Source organism: Bradyrhizobium manausense (assembly GCF_001440035.1).
In the GTDB taxonomy this organism is placed as follows: domain Bacteria; phylum Pseudomonadota; class Alphaproteobacteria; order Rhizobiales; family Xanthobacteraceae; genus Bradyrhizobium; species Bradyrhizobium manausense.
Genome location: NZ_LJYG01000062.1, coordinates 65,022 through 86,705, shown reverse-complemented (window position 1 = coordinate 86,705; position 21,684 = coordinate 65,022). Strand labels below are relative to the sequence as shown.

Genomic DNA, 21,684 nt, shown 5'->3' with positions numbered 1-21,684 from the left:
GGCCATGCTGAACCAGGACATCATTCGCGAAGCCACACGCCTCACTCGGTCGGGCCAGATCGTCGAAGCTACTGCGCTGCTCCAGCGCATGCTTCGGGGGGAGAAAGCTTCGGACGCAACCACACCGGCAACCGGTCATCGCGCCCTTGCTGCAGGACGAGAGCCCCCGACCATCCACGCCAAGGTAAATGCTGCCGAAACGAGGCGTCCGCGTCGCACGGCCCGGCCGGCCTTGGATCTCGCCAAGAGCCTCGAAGGGCTCGGACTGAGCGGATCGCTGAGGCGCGCTCCGCCCTCTCTGGCCGACATGGTGCCGCACGGCGCCAGGTTCATCGAAGGCACCTACGCAAACGCCGTGGGAAGCCGCTCCTACCGGCTCTTCATCCCCAGCAGGTATCATGGCCAGGCTATTCCGCTGGTGGTCATGCTCCACGGCTGCACGCAATCGCCGGAGGATTTCGCCGCCGGCACGCGGATGAACTTCATCGCCGAAGAACGGACCTGCTTCGTCGCCTATCCCGCGCAGCGCGCTGAAGCGAACCAAGCGAAATGCTGGAACTGGTTTCGGCCGGCCGATCAGCAGCGCGACGGAGGCGAGCCCTCGCTCATCACCGGCATCACCCGCCAGATCATGCGCGACCATTCGGTCGATCCGGAACGGGTCTACGTCGCCGGACTGTCCGCCGGAGCCGCGGCCGCGGCTGTCATGGGATCGACGTACGGCGATCTGTACGCAGCGATCGGCATTCATTCCGGACTGGCCTGCGGAGCGGCCAACGACCTTCCCTCCGCGCTGATGGCCATGAAGCAAGGCGCCGGACCTGAGGCAACGCCGAGCGACGGCCCGCCCGTGCCGACGATCGTCTTCCATGGCGATCGCGACACCACGGTGCATTCCAAAAACGGCGCTCGGATCGTCCGACAGGCGATCGGCGGATCCCGGATGAAGGCGAAGGTGCATAGCGGGCGGGTACCTGGAGGGCATGCCTACACCCGCACGGTCCACACCGACGCGGGCGGGCGCGCAATCCTCGAACACTGGGAAATCCACGGAGCCGGACACGCATGGTCGGGAGGCAGCCCCGCCGGCTCCTACACCGATCCAAACGGACCGGACGCAACGAGAGAAATGCTGCGCTTCTTCCTCGAGCATTCGCTCCTACCGGGGCGGAATTGAGTGGGGCATCCGCTTTTCGTCTCGGGGATGGCAAGCGGACGTCGCAATCGTTCTCCATCGAACGGGAGGAGCCTTTGCAACAGCGGGCGCGGCGGGGAGGGCGCCGCCCCGCTAGGGGAGTCGATGACTTGCTCGCTTGCTTTTACGAAGAAAAGGTGGCCCGCCTAGGCGAAAGTTGGCGTTCCCTGCCCACCTCGTCCGCCGGGCGGTCCATCCAGATCAGCCGACTAAGGCCCGTCAAGCCAGTAAGTCGAGTGCGTTCTCGAGGGCGGCTCCAGCGGCGGTGTTGTCCAAGATGCACCAGGTCTCATCCGACGATGACGCAAAATTCAGCCGCGTCTTCAGCGTTCGAAGAAATGCCCCGTCGTAAGCGGAGTAGTAAAGGCGCGGAGCTCCATGCAGTCGGAAGTAGCGCAGGCCCAGCCACCCGCCCGGCAGGTCGGCATGGGGCGCCCGCGCCGGATCCGCAGCGACGCGGCAAATCCGGCGCTCGTTGAGCCAAGCACCGACTTCGGACGTGAACCAACTGGCATGACGTGGCTCGCAAACGAGAGCGGCTGAGCTTCTATCCCGCAATGCGCTGAATAGCACTTCAGCATCGGACTCAACAAAAGCTCTGCGCGGGGCAAACTGAACGAGCAAAACCCCTAGCTTCGTGCCAAGTCCGGCGCTCTCTTCGATGAACCGGTCGAGTTCACTCAGCGCAAGCTGCGAGGAATGAGTGACTGACTTCGGCACCTTCACCGAAAAGCGGAAATCATCCGGTGTCACGTCCGCCCACTTCTGATAGGTCAAACGCCGGTGTGGTCTATGAAATGACGAGTTGATCTCGGTGGCGTTCAGTACCCGCGCGTATCGTTCGAGGTGACTGCCTGCCCCGCCAACCCTTTCCTTGCAGATTTGCGGAACATTCCATCCCGCTGTGCCGAGCCGCAGCTCAGCCTTGACGTGCGCGTCCTCTTCCATGTCGGTCCATAATTACCGTCACCTGAGCCTTTCACAACATCAAGCCGACTTCCGCCGCGCCCCCGCCGTCGGTTTCTTCGTGGCGGCCTCCTTGGCCGACTTCTTCCCGGTTACCGGCATGAGCATTTCCTTTTGACTGGCTGAGGCCTTCTTCGGCTTCTTAGCGGGCTTTGCCTCTTTCGCCGGCGCGGCTTCCCGACCCACGCTCTTGCGCAGCGCGTCCATCAGATCGACCACGTTCTCGCCCTTCGGCCGCTCCGTCGGACGGATGACCTTGCCGGCCCGCTTCTGATTGATGAGATCGACGAGGGCCTTCTCATACTGGTCCTCGAACTTATCGGGCTCGAACGAACCGGCTTTCTGGTCGACGATGTGACGGGCCAAATCGAGCATATCTTTGGTGACCCTCACCTCCTGGATCTCGTCGAAATATTCCTTGGGGTCGCGGACTTCGTAGGGGTAGCGCAGCAGCGTCCCCATCAGGCCCTTGTCCAGCGGCTCCAGCGCGATGATGTGCTCGCGGTTGGTCAGCACGACGCGGCCGATCGCGACCTTGTCCATCTCGCGGATGGTCTCTCGGATCACTGCGAAGGCGTCGTGGCCGGCCTTGCCGTCCGGACGCAGATAATAGGGGCGGATCAGGTAGCGCGGGTCGATGTCGGTCTTGTCGACGAACTCGTCGATCTCGATGGTCCGGGTCGAGTCCAGCGCGACCTCTTCGAGATCCTCCTTCGTCACCTCGATGTATTGGCCCTTGTCGAATTCGTAGCCTTTGACGATGTCTTCGTTGGGCACCTCGTCGCCGGTGTCGGCGTCGACCTTCAGGTATTTGATGCGATGGCCCGTCTGCCGGTTGAGCTGGTTGAAGCTGATCTTCTCCGACTCAGAGGTGGCCGGATAGAGTGCGACCGGACAGGTCACCAGTGACAGACGCAGGAAGCCTTTCCAGTTGGCGCGTGGGGCCATGAACGCGGTACTCCGGGAGGACGGTGCTGGATTCAAGACGAACGGAGCCTGCCGGTTCCGACATCGTCGCGGCCCGCTGACAGGAAAATTGGTCATCTGCCTACAGCACCCCGGACACGTCCGAAAACGTCGTGAATCACTTGTTTTCCAGGTACCTCGTGGACCTTTTGGCCGGTATTGTGGATCTATGAACGCGATGACACAGCCCCTTGGAGACGGGCATACTCTGGACCCGGCGGACCTGGCCGCAATGGCCGACGCGTTGGCTCAGTCGGCCGATTACAGGGTCCTTCGACGCCTGATCCCCCGGTCTCCTTACACCCCGGCGGCCGGGCAGGAGGTCCGGACGGGCATTCTTCTCGATACCGAGACCACGGGCCTCGATTGCGCCAAGGACGAGATCATCGAGCTCGGGATGGTCAAATTTGACTACGCGGCCGACGGGCGGATACTTGGCGTCAGAGACACGTTCTCCGCGTTCAACGAACCGAGGGCGCCGATCTCCGCGGAAGTGACGGCCCTCACCGGCATCACAAGCGAAATGGTCGCGGGACACAAATTCGACGATGCCGCCGTCACAGCCTTCGTCGAAAGTGCAGTCATTACGATCGCGCACAACAGCGCCTTCGACAGAAAATTCGCCGAACGATACTGGCCCGTGTTCGAGCACAAGGCTTGGGGCTGCAGCATGAGCGAGATCGACTGGCGCAGGCACGGCTTCGCTGGCGCGCAGCTCGGCTATCTGCTGAACGGCGCCGGCTACTTCCACCACGCGCACCGGGCAGTCGACGATTGCCACGCTTTGCTGGAGGTTCTCGCTTTTGAATTGCCGACGATGGGCTCTTCCGCACTGGCGCTCCTGCTGGAGACCGCCCGTAAGCCGACAATGCGAGTCTGGGCGGAGCAGACCGCTTTCGAGCTCAAGGACTCGTTGAAACGTAGGGGCTATCGTTGGAACGACGGCAGCGATGGCAGGCTGAAGTCCTGGTTCAGGGACGTCGACGAGACCGCGCTCGACGACGAGATCGCGTTCTTGCGGGCCGAGATCTACATGCAGGACGTCGAGCCAACCGTGCAGAGGCTGACCACATTCACAAGGTTTTCCGGCCGGATTTAAGGTGGCCTAGCGGCCGAGACGCTTCTCGACGCGCTTGCGGCTGTTGCCGACCTTTTTGACGGCCTTCTTCACGGCCGATGCGGAGCGGCCGGTCTTCTTCGCTTCGTAGCGGACTTCGTAGTCCTGTCCCTTGGCGACGCGTGCCCGGTCCTGCTTGCGTCCACGCGCGGTCTTCTTCTTCGCTGCGGCCATCGGCTGCTCCTCTTGCGAACTGATGGCGATGCAACGCCGCAAGGATTCGCGGGTTCCGGAAACGAATTCTATCGTCCTCGCTTGAGCCCGCGTGTTGGCACGGCCCCGGATGCGGCGGATTCGAGCGCAGTTGCATCGGCTCGCCAGCCGGTGCGCAGCGCCTCTAGAAACTCGTCAAGGCGTCGGTCACCTTCGGCCCGTCGGGCGCTCGCGGCGACCAGCATGGCGCGAGGCCGATGCATCCGACGCCCATGAAGCAGATGGCGCGGTTCTTAGAAAGGCTGAGATCCGGATCGGAGATCATCCGTAGGCGCGCGAAGAACGGCTGTCCCTCACGGTCATGTGTCCAGGCCCCTATTGAAGTACGATCGTAATTTAATATTATGATCGTAATCACATCCTGTCGCCCCTCCGCGACGGATACCTTCTTCGGCTCTTCTCGAGGTTTCCATGGCCCGCACCACTGCCGCTTTAGTCCGACCCACACTCGGCGAAATCAGTGACCTGGCTCAACTCGGGCTTGCGGCGGCGGCTGCGGCTATCCGAAACGGCGACATCACGTCGGAGGCCTACACCGCGGCACTTTTGCAGCGCGCCCAGGTCGTTGCCGACTTAAATGCCTTCATCACCATCGATGAGCCCACCTTGCTCGCGTCCGCCAGGGAAGCAGATAAGGCGCGTGCCGCGGGGACAACAGCCCCGCTACTTGGCGTGCCCATCGGCATAAAGGACAGCTATTTAACGAAAGGGCTTCCAACAACTCTTGGTCTGGAAGGGCTCGCGAACTTCTTGCCTTACGAAGATGCGGACGCCGTTCTCGCCATCAAGGACGGCGGCGCCCTTGTGTTCGGCAAGAACAACCTGGTTGAGATGTCCTATGGCCTCACCGGCCACAACGCGCGCTTTGGCCAAGTGAAGAATCCGCATGCCCGCGATCGCGTGTCGGGTGGATCGTCCAGCGGCTCCGCCTCCTCCGTCGCCGCCAACATTGTACCCGCATCCCTCGGGGGCGATACGGTCGGGTCAATTCGGGTGCCCGCATCATTCTGCGGCGTGGTGGGGTTCAAGCCGACGACCGGGCGATGGCCGCGCGGCGGAGTCGCGCCAATTTCCCACACGCTCGACACCACGGGCGTGTTCGCGCGTAGCGTCGAGGACTGCGCTCTCATCGATCAGGTTGTGACCAAGGAGTCGGCCGCGGAGCTCTCCAATGGCGGCTATGACCTGAAGGGAGCCCGGCTGGCTTTCGCACCGCGTCAGTTTCTCGATCTCGTTGACGTGGAAGTCGAGGCTCGCTTCCGCGAGGTGGTTCGGCGGCTGCAGGACGCCGGCGCCGAAGTCGTCGAGGTCGATCTGGGCGACGATTTCAATGTCCTCGTCCAAACCGCGACATGGGGGATCTTCGCTTACGAGACGATGGGAGCCATTTCGGAATTCCTGCGTCAGCACGACCTTCCGACCACATTCGAGGAGATCTACAAGGGTCTAAAGCCTCAGCTTCACCAAGCATGGGGGCAAATAGTATTGCCTGGCGGTGCGGGTGCTACATCGGCAGAAGCCTACCAGACCGCGCTCAACGCGAGCCGTCCGGAAATCCGGCGCCGCCTCCAAAGGGCGTTCGTCGAACAGGGGGCGCAGGCGATCCTGCAGCCGACGACGCCGTGCCCGGCACCTTTGATCCAGAACCAGGCGACAGTCCATATTGCGGGACAGGAAGTCAGCTACCTGGCTTTAGCGAACCACACTGTGTCGGCCAGCAGCGTCGGGCTGCCCGGTATTAGCCTTCCTGTTGGCTTGTCCAGCAGTGGGCTGCCGATCGGCCTTGAGTTGGATGCCCCCTTAGGAGGCGACCGTGCACTCTTGAATCTCGCGAGCCGAGTCGAAGTCCTTTGGGAAGCCTAGCGCGTAGGGGCGAAGAGCGGGAACATCCATGCGTTTCGAGAAAGGCCACAAGGCAGCAACCCGACGGCACATTGTCGATATAGCCTCTAAATGCATTCGCCGAGACGGTGTCGCTGCCGCCAGCATCGGCGGGATCATGAGCGAGGCCGGTCTGACCAAAGGGGCCTTCTCTCCCCATTTCGAGTCCAAGGAGGCGCTCGTCCGTGAAGCGATGGCGAGTGCACTCGCCGACCAGCAGGATCGTCTCGGCGGGGACCAGCAGGGCGGGGACCTTGAAGCTTTGATCCGAGCCTACCTCAAGCGCTTCCACCTCGGAAATCCGGCGGAAGGGTGCCCCTCAGCGGCCTTGCTTCCGGAAATCGCCCGTCAACCGCTGCGTACTCGAAAGGCCTATGAGAAGGGACTGCGGAGCTACGTCTCGGCGCTGGCCGCGCTGCTTCCGATAACGGACACAGAGAACAGCCACCGCCGCGCAACGGCCGTCTTCGGGCTTATGGTCGGAACCCTCCAGCTCGCACGCGCTGTACCAGATGCTGCGTATGCCGAGCAGATTCTGGAAGGCGGCATCGACGCCGCGCTGCACCTCGCGCGAGCTCCATATCCCGAAGATTGAGCACCTTGGCGTGCTACTTGCGCTGGTGCCGCGCCGCGGCGTGCATCTTCGCCGGATTTTCGTCGCCCGTGCACTCCGCGGGGACCGAGCTCTTCGCGCCGGAGTCATCCTCTGAGCGTTCACGCTCCCCGCCTTTCATCGGCTTCTCAGGCATCATTCCATCCGAGCCTTGTCCTTCAGGTCGCGGATCCGGATATCGGCTTCTTCCTTGGAAGTGACGATCTCCGATTCGTCCGGCACACGCGCAATTGCACTGAGCCTCTTGAGCTCGTCGAGTTGTTCCGTTGTGGGCTTTTCCATCTTCGAATCCTTGAGCGCTTGCACGACGGCTTCGTCGTCGAGCACATCCAGCAGCTTGTCTATGGTTTGCTCGCAATCTCTGGGGCCGGCTCGACATGCCGGGCCAAAATGCCTTGTGCCTCTTCCAAGGCCTTCGCAACTCGCTGTTCCGGATCCATGACCGGTACTCCACATACTCCGCAGGAAAACGCGGCTATGATCGGCGCGTTCCTTTGCTCAGCCCCTTGAACGAGCTGGCCCGCAGTAGACCTTCGGAGGTGATGTCACGGTACTCGATGTCGGCATAGAACTTGGGTTCGACCCACGTCGCCTTCGGTTTCCTGATGGTCTTGGTCAACTTCTGCTTCGGGCTTACGACGGTATCGAGCGCCTTGCGGATCTGCGCCGAGGTGGTCCGGCTCCATCCGGTCCCGACCTTTCCCATGTAGACCAGATCCTTGCCTTCCTTTTTGCCCAAATAGAGCGCGGCCACGCCGGATGGGTCCTTGATGAAACCGACCACGGGAAACTTGCCCTTCTGAACGACCTTGATCTTCTGCCAAGCCTCCACTCGATCCGATCGGTATGGTGCAGCCACCCGCTTGGAGACGATGCCTTCGTAATCCAGCCTGCTGGCTGCGGCGAAGAGTGCCTGGCCGTCCCCTTCGTGGTGCTCGCTATAGAGGACGGGCTCCTTGAGGTCGTGCTCCTCGATCAGATTCTTGAGCAGCCTCTTCCGCTCGATTTGCGGCTCTTTCCGCAGATCTCGGCCATCCAGCCAGAGCAGATCGAAAGCGAAGTAGACCAGTCGATCCTGATCGCCTCTGCCGAGGTCTGCCTGCAACTCGGAGAAGTTCGTGCGTCCATCATGGATGACGACAACCTCGCCGTCGACAATGGCCTGTCCTTCGATATCGAAGGCAGCCGCAATCCTTGAGAACTTGTTGACCCAGTTGTAACCGTTGCGGGTGTAGGCCCGCCGGTCGTCACCGTCGATCCGGAGCTGGATGCGGTAGCCATCGTATTTGATTTCGTGAATCCATAGAGATCCCGAAGGAGCCTTCATCTTCAGGGTCGCCAACTGGGGTTCGATGAACCCCGGCATTGTTGGGCCTTCGGTCTTTTCGGCCCGAGGCGCCTTCGTACGCTTTGCCACGCTAGTCAACTCACAAAAAAGCCGCCGCCGGGTTGGGGCCGACGGCGGGCAGTCTACCTACCTTAATCAACGAGTCTCGCAACTTCGAAGGCGGCGAGGAGTTCTAGTGATTGCACTCATCCCGCATTTGCGCCAAACCGCGACGGGCGATCCAGTCTTCGCCAAACCCATCGAACTCCCGGCGAGAGCCGGCGTTTACTGACATCATGTCAGACGCATTCAATTACTTCCGCGCCTACGCCGTCCGAGCTCTCTGCAAAGCGAGATCTATGCCGCGGGGCAAGATGAAGCATCTGCAACTGGTGGCCGGCCGAATCTACAATCTCCTCAAGAAGGAGGCTGCCTACGGCCCCAATGTCCAGCACCTTGAGGACTTTCGCGCAGCTCAGAAGCTCGAGGCCTCTCTCGATCGCCAGCCAAGTGACCGCTCCGGCCGTCGCCCTGCTCCGGCGGCGCCGCAAAGCTCGCATAGGGAGGCTGGCTGAATGCCTTCGCTCGACGGGCGCGGTGTGGCAAGTGTTCTGCGAGAGTACGCGCAGCGCACCGCCTTGCGAGGCGGCAATCCCTACCGGGCGAAAGCCTACTCTCGGGCCGCCGACAGCTTGGCGGTTCTAGCCGTTCCTCTGGACGTGCTCGTCGCCGAAGATCGACTTACCGAGATCCCAGGAGTCGGCGATGCTATTGCCGACGTCATCACCAAGGTTCACAAGACGGGCAGTCATCCCAGCCTCGAAAAGTTGCGGAAGGAGATTCCCGCGGGCGTGCTCGAGATGCTCGCTATACCCGGCCTTCGTCCGGAGAAGGTACTGCGCCTGTACAAAGATCTCGGCATCGGCTCGCTCTCGGAGTTGGAGGCCGCCGCCAAGGATGACCGCATCAAGAAGGCGAAAGGACTCGGCGCCGCGCTGCAGACCAAGATCCTGCAGAACCTCGCGATCGTCAAAAGCGGAGAAGGCCGCCTCCACCTGCACCGCGCTGCCGCGCTGCTCACGCATGCGAAGGACTCGATCCGCAAGTCCCGCCCCGAACTCAAGCGTGTGACGATCGCCGGCGACTTCCGCCGCGGCTGCGAACTCGTTGGCGATCTCGCGATCGTTGCGGAGGCTGCCAAGCAGGTCAAGACATCGACGCCACCGGCCGACGGGCTGCAAATCCGAGTATCTGACCGCAAGCACTTCGGCGCTGCTCTCCTCTTCGCGACAGGCTCCGCCACTCATATCGAACAACTCCAGGCTTTGGCGGCGGAAAAGAGGATGCGATTGGAGCCCGATGGCTTGCACAAGGGCCGCATGCTGATCGCCGGCGAGGAGGCTGAAATCTACCGCGCCCTCGGTCTGCCCTTCATCGACCCTGAACTCCGGGAGGGGCGCGGCGAGATCGAGGCGGCTCTGAAAGGCAAGCTCCCGAAGCTCGTCACCGGCCAGGACCTGCGCGGGATCCTTCACTGCCACACGGATGCCTCTGACGGCACCGAGACACTGGAGACCATGGCTAAGGCCACGCGCCAGCGGGGCTTTGAGTATTTCGGCGTGGCGGACCATTCCAAGTCTGCCCACTATGCCGGAGGTCTCTCCGTCGAGGAGATCACGCAGCAGCACCGGGAAGCGGATCGACTGAACAAGCGCTTCGGCAAGGACTTCCGGATCCTCAAAGGGATTGAATCCGACATCCTGGCGGACGGGTCGCTCGACTATGACGACGACGTTCTGGAGCGCTTCGACTTCGTCGTCGCCAGCATCCACGGGCGCTTCAAGCTGGACCGTAAGGCGCAGACGCAGCGCCTGCTTCGGGCCGTTTCCAATCCTCACACCACCATTATTGGCCATATGACCGGCAGGCAGTTGCAGCGGCGGCCCGGCTACGAAATCGACGTCGAGAAGGTGCTGCGGGCTTGTGCGAAGCACGACGTGGTGGTCGAGATCAATGCTCATCCATGGCGGCTTGACCTGGACTGGCGCTGGCACCAGGCTGCTCTCGAGTTCGGCTGCATGCTGAGCATCAATCCCGACGCGCACTCGATTGCCGAGCTCGACCACATGCACTGGGGCGTTCAGATGGCCCGGAAGGGCGGCGTCCCTGCCGATCGGGTCCTGAACGCAATGAAGCTTCCCGAGATCACGCGCTATTTCCGCCACAAGCGGCGCTCGTTCGCCCGCGCCGCCTGATGCCGTAGGCGCACGATCTCTCGCTCGAAGGGAAGGTTTTGGCGGTCGCCGCCGATCGCGGCCACCGCTTCAGCAAACCGACCCAGGCCCGCATCATCCTGGTGAAAGATCACGGCGTCGAAGGTGACGCCCACGCCGGTCCGTTCGTCCGGCACCGTTATTTGGCGAGCCGTCGGCCCCGCCTGCCCAATCTCCGGCAGGTCCACCTGATCCCGTCCGAACTCTTCCTGTTTCTCCTCGAAGCTGGCTTCGAGGTTGGCGCGGGCGACCTCGGCGAGAACGTCACCACCGCCGGATTGGACCTCGAATGGATGCCACTCGGGACCCTGATCGAGCTCGGGCCGTCCGCGGTCGTCGAGCTGACGGGCCTCCGGACGCCCTGCGTCCTTATCGATCGCTTCCGAGCAGGCCTCAAGCGGCAGGTGCTCTCGTCGGCGGAAACAGGCCCCGCCTTCAAATCTGGAGTGCTGGGCGTGGTCCGGGCCGGGGGACCGGTTTTGGCCGGCGACAGCGCGCGGGTTCGCCTTCCATCCTCCTCGTTTCGGCCTTTGCCGGCCCTATAGAGAGCCCTGCCATGGCCCGAAAATCGACCTTGCCTCTTCGCCTGCAGCCCATGCTGGCCACACTGACCGATTCACCGTTCGACGATCCCGATTGGGTCTTCGAGGACAAGTTCGATGGTTTTCGAATGGTTGCGGAAATCCGGGGTGGTCGGGTCGCCCTCTACAGCCGCAACGGTAAAATCATCAGCCACTCCTATGTCGAGGTCGCGAAAGCACTTGAGGGCGTGAAAGCTGATGCTTTGATCGATGGCGAGCTCGTCGCGATCGGGAAGGACGGCGTATCCCATTTCCAATTGCTCCAGAACGCCCTGCGCCATGAGGCCAAGCTCTTGTACTGCGCGTTCGATCTCATGTTCGCGGACGGCGAGGACCTGCGTGCGCTGCCGCTCCTCGAGCGCAAGAAGCGGCTAAAGGCCATCCTTCCACGCCACAAGCTCATCGCCTTCAGCAACCACCGCAAAGGAAAAGGAACGAAGTTCTTCGCAGAAGCCGAGCGGAGGCATCTCGAAGGTATCATGGCCAAGCGCGCCGACAGCCCCTACGCGTCCGGACGCCGGACCGCCGACTGGCTGAAGGTGAAGACCGCGCAGCGGCAGGAGGTCGTGATTGCCGGCTTCACCGCGCCGAGGCGAACCCGGCCTTTCTTCGGCGCCCTCGTTCTGGCGGTACGCGAGGACGATTCATGGCGGTACATCGGCCATGTCGGCACCGGTTTCAGCCACCAGGTTCTGGAAGAGCTTCACGGCAAGCTGGTGAGGCTCAAAACCGCCAGATCGCCGTTTCCTGCCAAGGTGAAGGATGAGCGGGTCACGACGTGGGTGCGTCCTTCGTTGGTCGCGGAAGTGAAGTTTGCGGAGTGGACGAGCAAGGGCGAGCTGCGCCAGCCGGTCTATCTTGGCCTGCGGTCCGACAAGAAGGCCAAGGACGTCGTTCGCGAAAAGAGTTGGTCGCGCAAATAGAGCCGACGTGAAGAGACGTTCGACCCGGTCAACCAGCGGCGCGCTCGGCTGCCGAAGGCCACGGCGGGAGGGGCGGCAACCCGAGAGCTTTGCGTACAGGCCCGAATGACCGCCGATGAGCGGCGCATGCGCCAAGCCTGGCGAGAGCTTCGTAATGAGCCGGCACCGGGTAGCCCTTGTGATCCGCGAAGCCGTAGCCGGGGTGTCGCACGTCGAGCGCCCGCATCACGGCATCGCGCTCGACTTTCGCGAGGATGGAGGCGGCGGCGATGCTGGCGGACTTGGCATCACCCTTGATGATCGCCTGCTGAGGGGTGTCGATTTCCTTCAACCGCTTCGCATCGATCAGCAAATGATGCGGCGTCATCCCTAGGCCCCGGACCGCGCGCTGCATAGCCTGGATGCCTGCCCAATGGATGTTGATCGCGTCGATCTCCTCGACCTCGACGAACGCCACACACCAACTCTCCGCCTTTTCCTTGATCTCCTTGGCGAGCTCTTCGCGAGCCGCGGCGTCGAGTTTTTTCGAGTCGTCGATCCCGACGATCCGCGTCCCGGGTTTCAAGATCACGGCGCCCGCGGAGACTGGCCCGGCGAGAGGGCTCATTCCCGCCTCGTCCACGCCTGCCACGGCATAATGACCGCTTTCCCAGAGAGCGGTCTCGAAGCGGAGCATCTTGCGGAGGCGCTGCCCTTCGGACCGATTTTCAAAGCGGCGTTTATCGATTGCGGCCAGGATGGCACGCGCTCCAGCGCGGCTGTCGGCGCGCAAGATCTGCTCCACGCTGGCCTCGAGCGGTCTTTTCTCGACGACATAGCGTTGACGCAACACATCGAGTGAGTACTGGGACATCGCCGCCTTGGTGGAGACTGACTGTGGGAGCGTGTCGGTGAACTTTGTGGCGATTGTCTGAAGTTAAGCCATGCCTCATCCGCTGCGCAGCACCTTGTTGAATGGAACCGGGCCGGCTCTCATCCGAGGTTCGGATAATTTGCGCTGCCACCGACCTCAGAGCGTAACGAACTCGGCGCTGTAAGAGCCCAGTGCGCAACTCGGCCCTTCGATGGCCGAATCGAAAAGCGCTCGGTAGATCGGGCTGGCATGGCCGCAAACAAGGTAACGGCGGTACGCTTGGGGCTGGGGAGGCAATCGACGGTCCGGGACGGCAAAAATTGGCAATAGATCTCTTGCCACGGGCGGCCCAATGTGGCGATCGCCTTCAACGTTTGCTCGATCCGAGGAGTTCCCTGTATTCGGGCGAGCGCCGCTGGCGTCAGCCCTTACCTCTCATGTAAGCCCGGTGCACGACTCGGCGGCCTGATAGCCGAATCGAAAAGCGCTCGGTAGATCGGTCTGGCATGGCCGCAAACAAGGTAACGGCGGAACGCTTAGGGCTGGGGAGGCAATCGTCGGCGCAGCCTGGTCGAAGCGTTCCGAGGGGGGCCGCGACTACCTCTCGCTCAAGCTCGACGATCCTTCCTTCAACGCTCCGATCTACGCGAACCTGTTCGATGACGAAGGCGGCGAGGGTTACACCCTCCTGTGGTCGCGGCCGCGCAAGACCGGCGAGTAAGAGTGCCCCACCAAGCCCCGTCTGGTCCGCTGGGCGGGGCTTCTCATTCTTCCGGGCATGAGTGAGCGATAAGGTCTTTCGGATCGAGCGGCTCGACATTCAATTATTCGGCCTGTCCCCGAGTCCTTTTCTTGGCGCTTGCGGACGGGCGAATGAGCAGGTCGGCGGCCTCGACACCAAGGCTGCGCGCCAGCCGATCGACAACGTCGATACCTGCCGCATAAACGCTTCGCTCGAGTGCGCTGATGTAAGTGCGGTCGATTTCAGCACGATGAGCCAATTCCTCCTGTGACAAGCCACGGGCCTGCCGGAGCTTCCGCAAATTAATTGCAAGTATCTCGCGTATATCCATACGCGAGAGGGCATGTCCTTGAAGAGTATTTCACCACGGAGTATTCTCTACAAAACGCGATCGGGATGGCTCCCGCGACTATTTTGCTGCTCCTTCCTGCCCGCGTGTTAGAAATTGTCTAAACTAAGGCGTGGAGTCTTATGAGGAAGCCGCCGCTCGACCCAGACGTCGCCGACGCTGCGCCTGCAGATCAAATTCTCACTGGCTACGATGAGCAGCATGTCGTGACCTACATGCGCCTTCTGCAGGCCGAAAGCCAAGGGGCAGACTGGATGGAAGTCGCTCGACTGGTGCTGCATATCGATCCGGTGCGGGAGCCTGACCGTGCGCGAAGCGCATTTCAGAGTCATCTCGCGCGCGCCAAATGGGTGACTGAGCAAGGTCGCCTCTTACGCGCCACCAGCTCGAAATAGAAGAGAATCGTCGGCCGGCGGCTAACAGCAAGAACTATTTTCTTTTGCTGATCGGTGGTCATTCCTGTGCACCACGTGGTGCCAAACTAGGGACTTCCTACAACCGTTTCGTTCATAACTATTGCGCCGCCATCCTTGTTAGCTGCATACAATGGGAGGGACGTAATGCCTGAGTTCGACTGGCGGTCGCCGGAAACCTACAAGAACCTACAAGACGCCGAAATCACCGACATCGCCTGGGAATGTCTTCGTCGCAATGCGGACTATCGACGCGACTTTGAGGCTATGATGGCAAACAGTCCCGATGGCGAAGTGACACCAGAATTCAGGAGGAGATGGGGTATCTGCTTTCGCCCATGACCCGCAGAGGTCCTTCGCCGAGCAGACAATCTTTTGGGCGCCTGAGGTTCTAACCGCTGTCGTTCCGGTCACGGTTGCCGCGGCGGCCGATCTCGGGTCGGCGTCTCAGCCACTACTTGACCTTAGAATTAGCTAGGTGCGCCGCGCCGCGAGCTGACGCATCCGGGCGTGCTGGCGCAGGCATCCGCAAGAGGGCTTCTGCCCCTTTAGTGCTTTGCGCTGCGGCTGGGCGCCAGACGGCAAAACGATGCCATCCTGACAGGCTGCGTCGCGGGCTAGCTCTTCTTGCCCGTCTTCGACTTCAACGACAGACCAAGCCGCATCGCCATGCGCTTGATCGCGTCAGGCGATCGCCCGAGTTGCTTTGCTGCTTCTTCCACCGACGTGGAAGACTTGGCCAGCTCCATGAGCCGGCGATCCTCTTTGAACGACCAGGGCTTCCGCGCCATAACCGAAACGTTCCTCTTCGCATAGACACAACGACAAAGCCGCCAAGCGGACCCATGTTCGCTCGACGGCTTTGCTTGGGTGGGGCCGGGCTTGGGGGAGCCCGGTGCGAGAAGTGGATAGGGTATTGACAAAACTTCGCAACAAACACCGCGGATTAAGCTAACTGCTCAACCTTACCAGGAGGAAGTTGACGCATCTCGCTCCGTATAATCACGGAGGTTGCGTCAGCCGAGACCTATTCATGCAGGTCGTAGCCAAGGCGGTCGGACACGAAAGCTGATGGGATCGCCGTGCGGAGTGCCTCAGGCGGCAATTCACTGAGCAGACCGCAGTTGCGCTCCACTATCCCCGCTCGCAGCGCGCGCCGATGTTGTCGGTATCGCAGACATTGTTGTGCTCAAAGTATCAAGGTCAGCGCATTGCGTGCTCGGCGACATAGAGGTAGTCGCAGATATTGCCGCCATCGCCGTAGACCAGCAGCGATTCGCCCGCCAATCCGCGAACGATCATGTGAGGAATGAAACGATCATGTGAGGAATGAGCTTTTCGGAAAGCGACAGGGCCCGTAATCGTTGAAGCAGTTCGTCACCATGGGAAGACGGGAGGTCCTATGCGGGCGCCGGTTGTTCGCCAAAGATGCCGGATCACGGCCGGGCCGATGAAGCCTGCACGCTCGTGCAGAATCTCTTGCTCGTGATTTCGATCAATCTACACGCGAGCGCTGACTTTGGTCCCATCCCGTAGATCCGCAGCCGAGGTGCGTGGGCTCACTACCGAAGGGCAGACCTGTGGGCGAACCCGAGGCCGCGGAACCAACGGAGAAGATTTTTCTCGTCGGATTAAGGAAATTCGAGAATCTTCAAAGCGCTGCCGACGGTGAATAAAACAGAAACAATTTGTGAACGAAATTTATTCGTGGAGTTCCGCGAGTTAATTGAGGTAAGATTTTAATATTAATTCGATCCGGCGGAGGAAGAAATGTCCGAAAATTGGGAGCTGGCGCCCTCTTCGATTCACAATGATATGGCTGAAATGCAGCGGAAGCTGAGGAGCATCGGCGAGATGGAGCGCGTCTTGACCGAACGGAGTGCCGGCCGCGAAGCCTATCGATATCTGCTGGATGCCCACCGAATTTTATCACGAGAGGCATTCGAGGCCACTCGGTTGGTGGATCTCCACCAGCTCACGAACGCTCCGAGTCAGTCAAATGGCAGCCTAGCAGCGGCGGCGTGAGTGCTGTGCTCTAGGAGTGCCCAAGGATCTTTATCAGGATCTTTATCGCTCGACGCAAACTCGATTTTGGATTGAGCGCTGCGCGCGGCTGCGCCGTTAAACCCGAACGCGAGTGACGCTCGGGCAACTAAGCGCGCACTTCACGAATGCTCCTGCTCGTTCGTGCTCGTATCGGAAGCCTCTGTTTTTTCCGGAATTTTGAATTCCTCGAGCACATGTCCCGATTGCAGCGCCGCAACCAGCCATCGCGGTTGTTTTCCGCGCCCGGACCAAGTCTCGGAAGGTCTAAGCGGGTTGTAGTATTTAGGTATGACCTTTGGATATTTGCGTCGAACTGGTGCACTCGGTTCGAGAGTTCGCTCGTCCGGAGTTGCTTGGTCTAGACGATAGAGCTGCGAAAGGCGCTTTTCGAGTTCCTGTTTCTCCGCTGTAATCTTTTCGGCAAGGACCTTCGTTAGCTCCTCGTGAAGGAGCCAGAGTTCCTCGAAGTCCATTGCCTCAAGATCTTCCTTGCGCATCCTGCCCTTATCGATGTTCTGCTGCCTCCAACTTCATCGTGCCGATGTCGGCATGAAATCGAGCTCCGATGGAAAGTAGGCAAGCAAGGAAATCCCATTTCAAATTGACGTCCTGAATAGATTTAAATATAATTGATTTAAGAGAATATGCGATAAATATTTTTTAGATAATGGCCGTGCGAGGTTTGCCGTGTTGCACAGCGCAAAAATCAGAGTGGTCGATCTCCCCCTTTCGCAATTGAAAGCCTGCATGGCCGAGTTGATCATGCCTCCGGCGCGTTGCAGGGACATCGAGTTACTGGAGCTGCAAATCCAATTGCGGCTCCAGGCCCTGAGGGATATGGCAGTCATTCGATCACGGCTGCGGTCCTGTAGAGGCTGCGCGCCCCAGCAAGCGCCACGGACAACGGCCCGGCGCCGCAGTCGAGTACGGCGAAGGCCTTCGGCTGGCTGGCCTCCGCAACTCGCCGGCCCGCGGATCTAGGCGTTCCATTCGGACGGTGACTTTGGGCCAACGGGTGCACGTGACATGTGTGTCTTTGGCTATTAATGTGCAGGCCTCGGCATTTTTTTGCCCTTGATTAATGGTCGGGCGGCCGGTATTTCACTTGGGCATTTCTTTTGGTTCCATATTTCGCTTTGGATAACGCTTGTCTGTCGCTTGATTAATGTCCTCTCTGGGGATATAAATGAGGTACAACTATAGGGTGGTGACATGTCCCCGAAGAAGCTTGAATTAGAGATCATGTCCCTTGATGATCTTTGGGTGCTCCACGAAGAGATCAGTGGCATTTTGTCAGCCCGGATCAAGGCCGAAAAGCAGGAGCTGGAAAAGCGTTTGGCCGTGCTTAATGGAGAAGCCCGAGGGCCGCGGGACCCGAGTTCTTTTGAAAGAGTTCCGGACGACAAGCCGCGACGCAGGTATCCTCGGGTACTTCCAAAATATCGGAATCCTCAAACGTCCGAAACTTGGTCCGGTCGTGGCAAGCGGCCGCGCTGGTTGGTGGCTGCAATGAAATCCGGACGCAAGATCGAAGAGTTCCAGATCAGCGACGCCGGCGGGAAAGCCCGCCAGCGAGCTTAGGTCCCGGTCGGCGCGCGGGCTCTGCGGTACTGACGTGGTCCGTGGATAATGTTGGCTAGAGGGCATTGCGTCCTCTGAACACCTCAAGCGGCGTCCGCAACAAGATTGCCAGGTCGAGTTGCAAGCTCCAGTTGTCGATGTACCACAGGTCATATTCAACGCGTCGTTCGATTGCGGCTGAATTAGGCGTGGGACCGCGGCACCCGTGTATTTGTGCCCAGCCGGTCAAGCCGGGCTTGACGCGGCGCCGGAAAGCATAATTCCGCAAGAGTTTATTGAACTGCCCGTCGTGCGCCAAGGCGTGAGGGCGCGGGCCAACGAGCGACATGCTCCCATCGAGCACGTTAAGCAACTGCGGCAACTCGTCCAGGCTGGTGCGGCGCAGCCATTTTCCAACGCGTGTGACGCGGTGATCTGCGGGGATCGCTTGAACTACAGTAGGCCCGTCCTCCATCACATGCATGGTACGGAACTTGCGGATCAAGAAGTGGTGGCCGTTAAAACCGCAGCGCCGTTGCTTGAATAGAACGGGCCCGGAAGAATCAACCTTAATTGCAAGCGCAACCAAGGCCAGGAAAGGAGCCAGAATAATCAAGGAAAGTCCGGCGCCGAATAGGTCGATAGCGCGCTTTGTTGCGTTTGCCACAAACGACAAGGGGCCATGCTGGAGTTCTATGCAGACGGCACCACCGATGCGCCGCGTAGGATGACGGAGCAAATCTGAAGTCGCGCCGACCGGCACAAAAAAAATCGGAATTGGCAGAACTTTCAGGTCGGCCAAAAGCGTGCGCCACTCAGGCCACCGGTCGGGATTTGCCTCCAGGACGATTTCATCGATCGTCGAACCGCGAATGTGCTCAATCACTCGCGCACTCAGTCGCTTTCGAGAAGCGGCACTGGAGCCGATCGGAGGTAGGGTGAATCGGCCAGCTACGCTAAAGCCGAGTATTGCAAGACTCTGTGACAGCCCAGCATATTCGGACAGCGGTTGATCCGTAATGAGAACGATGGTTGTCCCGGCGAACTTTCGGCCACTCAGGCCTTTAAGTAGAAGGGCCCTGAACAGGCATCGCTCGGCAATCAGGCAAGCGAGACCGAACACAGCGAAGAATGGCCCAGCGCCCCGGGAGAATTGCGGAGAGATGCTCAAGGCATCCACCGCCAACGCCAACAGAACCAACCAGCTCCAGGCTAGACAAACACCTCGAATCTGCGTGCCCAGCACAAGCAATTCGGGGGGCGCATAAAGGCCCTTCAATTTTGATACGGAACCGAAAAAGCTCGCCGCAAGCAGCGCGTGTGCAACGCTCTGCCCCACTTCAGTCATGGTCCAGCCGGTGCGGATGTCACTGACCAGCGAGGACAAAAGGCTCGCGATCAAAATAGCCATGAGGTCGGCAGCGACGACCGCAAGTTCGATGGAATCGTACCGGATCGGCCACTTTCGCCCGGAAGATAGCGAGGACGGCAAGCGCGTCCCGGCCGCCTCGCAGTCTTGTTCCGCAATATGCCGGTTGACGAAGTTCATCACCAGGAACACAAGATTTTAAATGCCGAAAAATTTAAATGTATATTAACCAATTGATTTAATTTGTTCAAGTCAAAAATCAAGAATCATCCCCGGCGCCGACATGGCGCTAGTCCGTTTTCTTCTGCTGCGAGTAGCTGGCATTCAGTCCGGACATGAGATTCTCGGCGAAAACTTTGCCGCCCGCCGAGGCGGATCGGTAGGCCGCCATGAGCGCTGGTTCGAGAGTGCGCTGCCGCGTCAGGACAATTTCAATGTCCCTCTTGATGAGGTCACGCAATTCTGGGTTTCTAACGAGTCCATCGCGAGACAGCGCTAAAGAAAGCCGCAGTGAAAACAGGTCGACCTCGTTAGGGGTCGTGTAATACGACATCTTAAGGAGCCCGGCCATGTCATACTCGGGCTTCTCGGTCTCGGCCGAGGCAGCCGCAAGGAGGAGCCAGAGCTCGCCACGCAGCGGCGAAGAGTGCAGCTGCGATATGAGCAGGTGGAGGGCTGAGGGACTCGCCGTCACGCGAGATTTCGTTGACAGCAGATCACCTGTGTTGAAATTGCGACGGACAAGCCAGCGGTCGGATTGTTCCTCCTGCGCTGACTCGCTCAAGCTCGCCCTAAGCATAACTGTTCTCAGGATGTGGCCGGCCGAAGCAGGGATCGCGTCGTCGGAATACCGCGGGTCCGCAAGAAGCCAAATCGTTTGCGACAGTAGCGCTACGGCTAGCAAAACCATGAGGACGCGATGCCCCATCTGCGCCGGAAGAGTTGATCGGAGGTGCCTGCGATCGATCGGCTCTTGCGGCGGCGGACAATTGGTTTCATGCCCCGCACCTGCCAAGCTCCGCCCGAATGCCAACCCAAAGAGGCCGGCCAGTAGCAGTGATGGGCCTAAATCCGTCAGCCCTCCGGCGGAGAGACCTATTACCGCTACCGATACCGCTGCCGCTGCGCCTAGCGTAGGATACAAATAGTCGCGCCCGCGCGACAGAGATCGCTTCACCAGCGTCCAGGCAGTCACCGCTACGACCAGAAGCAGGCCGCAGAAGAATACCCGTCCCATATCTATTGCGATTGAGGCCGCGTCGGTCGGGCGCTCGCGAATGGAGCTTACGCCAATGTCCCGATAGATTGGTAGCACTGAACCGAACGAGCCCGCCCCGAACCCCGTCGGTCGAATATCCTGGAGCATCCGCTCGGTTGCGCTCTGGCTTTGGGTCGCTATCGCGATCGTCAGATCCGTATCCTTCTTGGCCGGGATGGCTGTAAAAAACGCGACGAAGATCAGCGTAGCTGTTGCGAAGACGCCGGTACTGCCCCAGATTCCCAAGGACCATTTGCGAATGATTGGAATCGCAAGCAGCAGCTCCGCTCCAAGCAAAGTGGCAATGAAGACGGTGGGGGTCTCGCGGAGAACAAGAGCCAGAAGGCAGACCAACAAGGACGCAAGCGCCACGGGCAACGCCCAATTGGCGGGCATAAAGGCTGGTCGGGGCTCGCGCCGGCGGCGCGCGTCGTCCAATTCGCGCAGGATAGCTGCGCACGATAGCAGAGTACCTAACACAGGGGCGACATGACCGCCCTCTGATGCGGGCGCGAACTCGTTTCGGAACTCCATGGCCCACGACAGCAGTGATATCGCCGCTCCGCAGCTCGCGATGCACAATAGGACGTAGAGGAAATCGGCAGCCCGCTGTCTGTCGAGCGCCACGATCACCGCGACAAGACCGGTGGCCAAAACGGCATTGTACTGAACAAGCGAGAGCACCGTGGCCCGGATGTCTACCGTGATTCTTTCGGCCAACGGTTCGTTCAGTGCAGCCGATGCAGTTATCCAGATCGAGTTACCCCAGCCTTGCACCGGAACAGGAACTAGCTGCAAAATCATCCAAAGGATCGGCGCCGCAAGGATCGCAATCGAGAGGGGATTCAGCACCTTCACAAAGCGAGCGAGTAGAGATGACGGGACCAAAACGCTCGCTGCCAGAAGCGAGGGGGCCATGATGACCGATGCGACAATTGGGCTTTTAAAGCCCTCGGACACAGCGATGGCCGAGGATAACGCCACGAGTAGCGCAAAGAATGTGAATCGGGAAATCATGAGAGACCATCCCCGTATTGCT

General features: G+C 60.3%; 23 protein-coding genes and 1 pseudogene. 12 read left to right on the top strand and 12 right to left on the bottom strand.

Features of this window, described 5'->3' with window-relative positions; translation table 11 throughout:
• The first annotated feature begins 4 nt into the window (after nt 1-4).
• Complete coding sequence (locus tag AOQ71_RS15915) at nt 5-1,177, top strand: extracellular catalytic domain type 1 short-chain-length polyhydroxyalkanoate depolymerase (protein ID WP_057747622.1); 1,173 nt, start codon at nt 5-7, stop codon at nt 1,175-1,177.
• A gap of 237 nt (nt 1,178-1,414) precedes the next feature.
• Here AOQ71_RS15915 and AOQ71_RS15910 read toward each other — a convergent pair whose 3' ends face one another.
• Nucleotides 1,415-2,143: a DUF72 domain-containing protein gene (locus tag AOQ71_RS15910; protein ID WP_057747621.1), complete on the bottom strand. Its 729-nt coding sequence runs from the start codon at nt 2,141-2,143 to the stop codon at nt 1,415-1,417.
• Between the two features lie 39 nt (nt 2,144-2,182).
• Entirely contained in the window at nt 2,183-3,109 is a 927-nt protein-coding gene (gene ku / locus AOQ71_RS15905) for a non-homologous end joining protein Ku (RefSeq protein WP_057747620.1), read from the bottom strand.
• Nucleotides 3,110-3,305: 196 nt separating this feature from the next.
• Here ku and AOQ71_RS15900 point away from each other — a divergent pair, with 196 nt between their 5' ends.
• Entirely contained in the window at nt 3,306-4,226 is a 921-nt protein-coding gene (locus AOQ71_RS15900) for a 3'-5' exonuclease (RefSeq protein ID WP_057748039.1), read from the top strand.
• A gap of 6 nt (nt 4,227-4,232) precedes the next feature.
• Here the strand turns inward: AOQ71_RS15900 and AOQ71_RS15895 are convergent, their stop codons facing one another.
• Complete coding sequence (locus tag AOQ71_RS15895) at nt 4,233-4,418, bottom strand: DUF3606 domain-containing protein (RefSeq protein WP_028133503.1); 186 nt, start codon at nt 4,416-4,418, stop codon at nt 4,233-4,235.
• A 450-nt stretch (nt 4,419-4,868) separates the two neighbouring features.
• On the opposite strand from AOQ71_RS15895, the gene AOQ71_RS15890 reads away from it, so the two are divergent.
• Together AOQ71_RS15890 and AOQ71_RS15885 are read left to right on the top strand one after the other, a co-directional pair.
• Complete coding sequence (locus AOQ71_RS15890) at nt 4,869-6,320, top strand: amidase family protein (RefSeq protein ID WP_057747619.1); 1,452 nt, start codon at nt 4,869-4,871, stop codon at nt 6,318-6,320.
• Between the two features lie 28 nt (nt 6,321-6,348).
• A complete protein-coding gene (locus AOQ71_RS15885) occupies nt 6,349-6,933 on the top strand; it encodes a TetR/AcrR family transcriptional regulator (protein ID WP_057747618.1) in 585 nt (194 codons plus the stop codon).
• Nucleotides 6,934-7,086: 153 nt separating this feature from the next.
• On the opposite strand, the gene AOQ71_RS15880 is transcribed toward AOQ71_RS15885, so the two are convergent.
• Entirely contained in the window at nt 7,087-7,278 is a 192-nt protein-coding gene (locus AOQ71_RS15880) for a hypothetical protein (RefSeq protein ID WP_057747617.1), read from the bottom strand.
• 148 nt (nt 7,279-7,426) lie between these two features.
• Entirely contained in the window at nt 7,427-8,317 is an 891-nt protein-coding gene (ligD, locus tag AOQ71_RS15875) for a non-homologous end-joining DNA ligase (protein ID WP_083514261.1), read from the bottom strand.
• A 536-nt stretch (nt 8,318-8,853) separates the two neighbouring features.
• Between ligD (AOQ71_RS15875) and AOQ71_RS15865 the strand changes: the two genes are divergently transcribed.
• Genes AOQ71_RS15865 through ligD (AOQ71_RS15855) form a run of 3 tightly spaced genes read left to right on the top strand, consistent with a single transcriptional unit; the run spans nt 8,854 to nt 12,055 of the window.
• Nucleotides 8,854-10,533 (top strand): DNA polymerase/3'-5' exonuclease PolX, encoded by a 1,680-nt coding sequence (locus AOQ71_RS15865; RefSeq protein ID WP_057747614.1) that lies wholly within the window; start codon nt 8,854-8,856, stop codon nt 10,531-10,533.
• Nucleotides 10,534-10,571: 38 nt separating this feature from the next.
• Nucleotides 10,572-11,096, top strand: a complete 525-nt coding sequence (locus AOQ71_RS15860; RefSeq protein WP_057747613.1) for an MOSC domain-containing protein — start codon at nt 10,572-10,574, stop codon at nt 11,094-11,096.
• Nucleotides 11,097-11,107: 11 nt separating this feature from the next.
• On the top strand, nt 11,108-12,055 hold the full coding sequence (gene ligD / locus AOQ71_RS15855; protein ID WP_057747612.1) for a non-homologous end-joining DNA ligase: 948 nt from the start codon (nt 11,108-11,110) through the stop codon (nt 12,053-12,055).
• Nucleotides 12,056-12,083: 28 nt separating this feature from the next.
• Here ligD (AOQ71_RS15855) and rnhB read toward each other — a convergent pair whose 3' ends face one another.
• Nucleotides 12,084-12,908, bottom strand: coding sequence for a ribonuclease HII (gene rnhB, locus AOQ71_RS15850; protein WP_057747611.1), 825 nt, complete (start codon nt 12,906-12,908; stop codon nt 12,084-12,086).
• Nucleotides 12,909-13,452: 544 nt separating this feature from the next.
• On the opposite strand from rnhB, the pseudogene AOQ71_RS43265 reads away from it, so the two are divergent.
• Nucleotides 13,453-13,629: pseudogene (locus AOQ71_RS43265) on the top strand (DUF736 domain-containing protein); the annotation flags it as partial.
• A 103-nt stretch (nt 13,630-13,732) separates the two neighbouring features.
• Here AOQ71_RS43265 and AOQ71_RS43260 read toward each other — a convergent pair.
• Nucleotides 13,733-13,981: a helix-turn-helix domain-containing protein gene (locus AOQ71_RS43260; RefSeq protein ID WP_083514240.1), complete on the bottom strand. Its 249-nt coding sequence runs from the start codon at nt 13,979-13,981 to the stop codon at nt 13,733-13,735.
• A 140-nt stretch (nt 13,982-14,121) separates the two neighbouring features.
• On the opposite strand from AOQ71_RS43260, the gene AOQ71_RS15840 reads away from it, so the two are divergent.
• Nucleotides 14,122-14,394, top strand: coding sequence for a hypothetical protein (locus AOQ71_RS15840; protein WP_057747609.1), 273 nt, complete (start codon nt 14,122-14,124; stop codon nt 14,392-14,394).
• Nucleotides 14,395-14,559: 165 nt separating this feature from the next.
• Nucleotides 14,560-14,754: a transcriptional regulator domain-containing protein gene (locus AOQ71_RS43255; protein ID WP_083514239.1), complete on the top strand. Its 195-nt coding sequence runs from the start codon at nt 14,560-14,562 to the stop codon at nt 14,752-14,754.
• Between the two features lie 275 nt (nt 14,755-15,029).
• Here AOQ71_RS43255 and AOQ71_RS49710 read toward each other — a convergent pair whose 3' ends face one another.
• Both AOQ71_RS49710 and AOQ71_RS45105 read right to left on the bottom strand, forming a co-directional pair.
• The gene (locus tag AOQ71_RS49710) at nt 15,030-15,161 is read right to left on the bottom strand and encodes a YbaK/EbsC family protein (RefSeq protein WP_283809596.1); all 132 of its coding nucleotides are present in this window, start codon (nt 15,159-15,161) and stop codon (nt 15,030-15,032) included.
• Between the two features lie 454 nt (nt 15,162-15,615).
• Nucleotides 15,616-15,723 (bottom strand): hypothetical protein, encoded by a 108-nt coding sequence (locus AOQ71_RS45105; RefSeq protein ID WP_245316911.1) that lies wholly within the window; start codon nt 15,721-15,723, stop codon nt 15,616-15,618.
• Between the two features lie 459 nt (nt 15,724-16,182).
• Between AOQ71_RS45105 and AOQ71_RS15835 the strand changes: the two genes are divergently transcribed.
• Complete coding sequence (locus AOQ71_RS15835; RefSeq protein WP_057747608.1) at nt 16,183-16,437, top strand: hypothetical protein; 255 nt, start codon at nt 16,183-16,185, stop codon at nt 16,435-16,437.
• A gap of 140 nt (nt 16,438-16,577) precedes the next feature.
• Here the strand turns inward: AOQ71_RS15835 and AOQ71_RS15830 are convergent, their stop codons facing one another.
• Nucleotides 16,578-16,955, bottom strand: coding sequence for an H-NS histone family protein (locus tag AOQ71_RS15830; RefSeq protein WP_057747607.1), 378 nt, complete (start codon nt 16,953-16,955; stop codon nt 16,578-16,580).
• A 715-nt stretch (nt 16,956-17,670) separates the two neighbouring features.
• Here AOQ71_RS15830 and AOQ71_RS15825 point away from each other — a divergent pair.
• Entirely contained in the window at nt 17,671-18,039 is a 369-nt protein-coding gene (locus tag AOQ71_RS15825) for an H-NS histone family protein (RefSeq protein ID WP_057747606.1), read from the top strand.
• 55 nt (nt 18,040-18,094) lie between these two features.
• Here the strand turns inward: AOQ71_RS15825 and AOQ71_RS15820 are convergent, their stop codons facing one another.
• Together AOQ71_RS15820 and AOQ71_RS15815 are read right to left on the bottom strand one after the other, a co-directional pair.
• Entirely contained in the window at nt 18,095-19,567 is a 1,473-nt protein-coding gene (locus AOQ71_RS15820; RefSeq protein ID WP_083514260.1) for an exopolysaccharide biosynthesis polyprenyl glycosylphosphotransferase, read from the bottom strand.
• 109 nt (nt 19,568-19,676) lie between these two features.
• Complete coding sequence (locus tag AOQ71_RS15815; RefSeq protein ID WP_063958238.1) at nt 19,677-21,662, bottom strand: hypothetical protein; 1,986 nt, start codon at nt 21,660-21,662, stop codon at nt 19,677-19,679.
• Nucleotides 21,663-21,684: the final 22 nt, after the last annotated feature.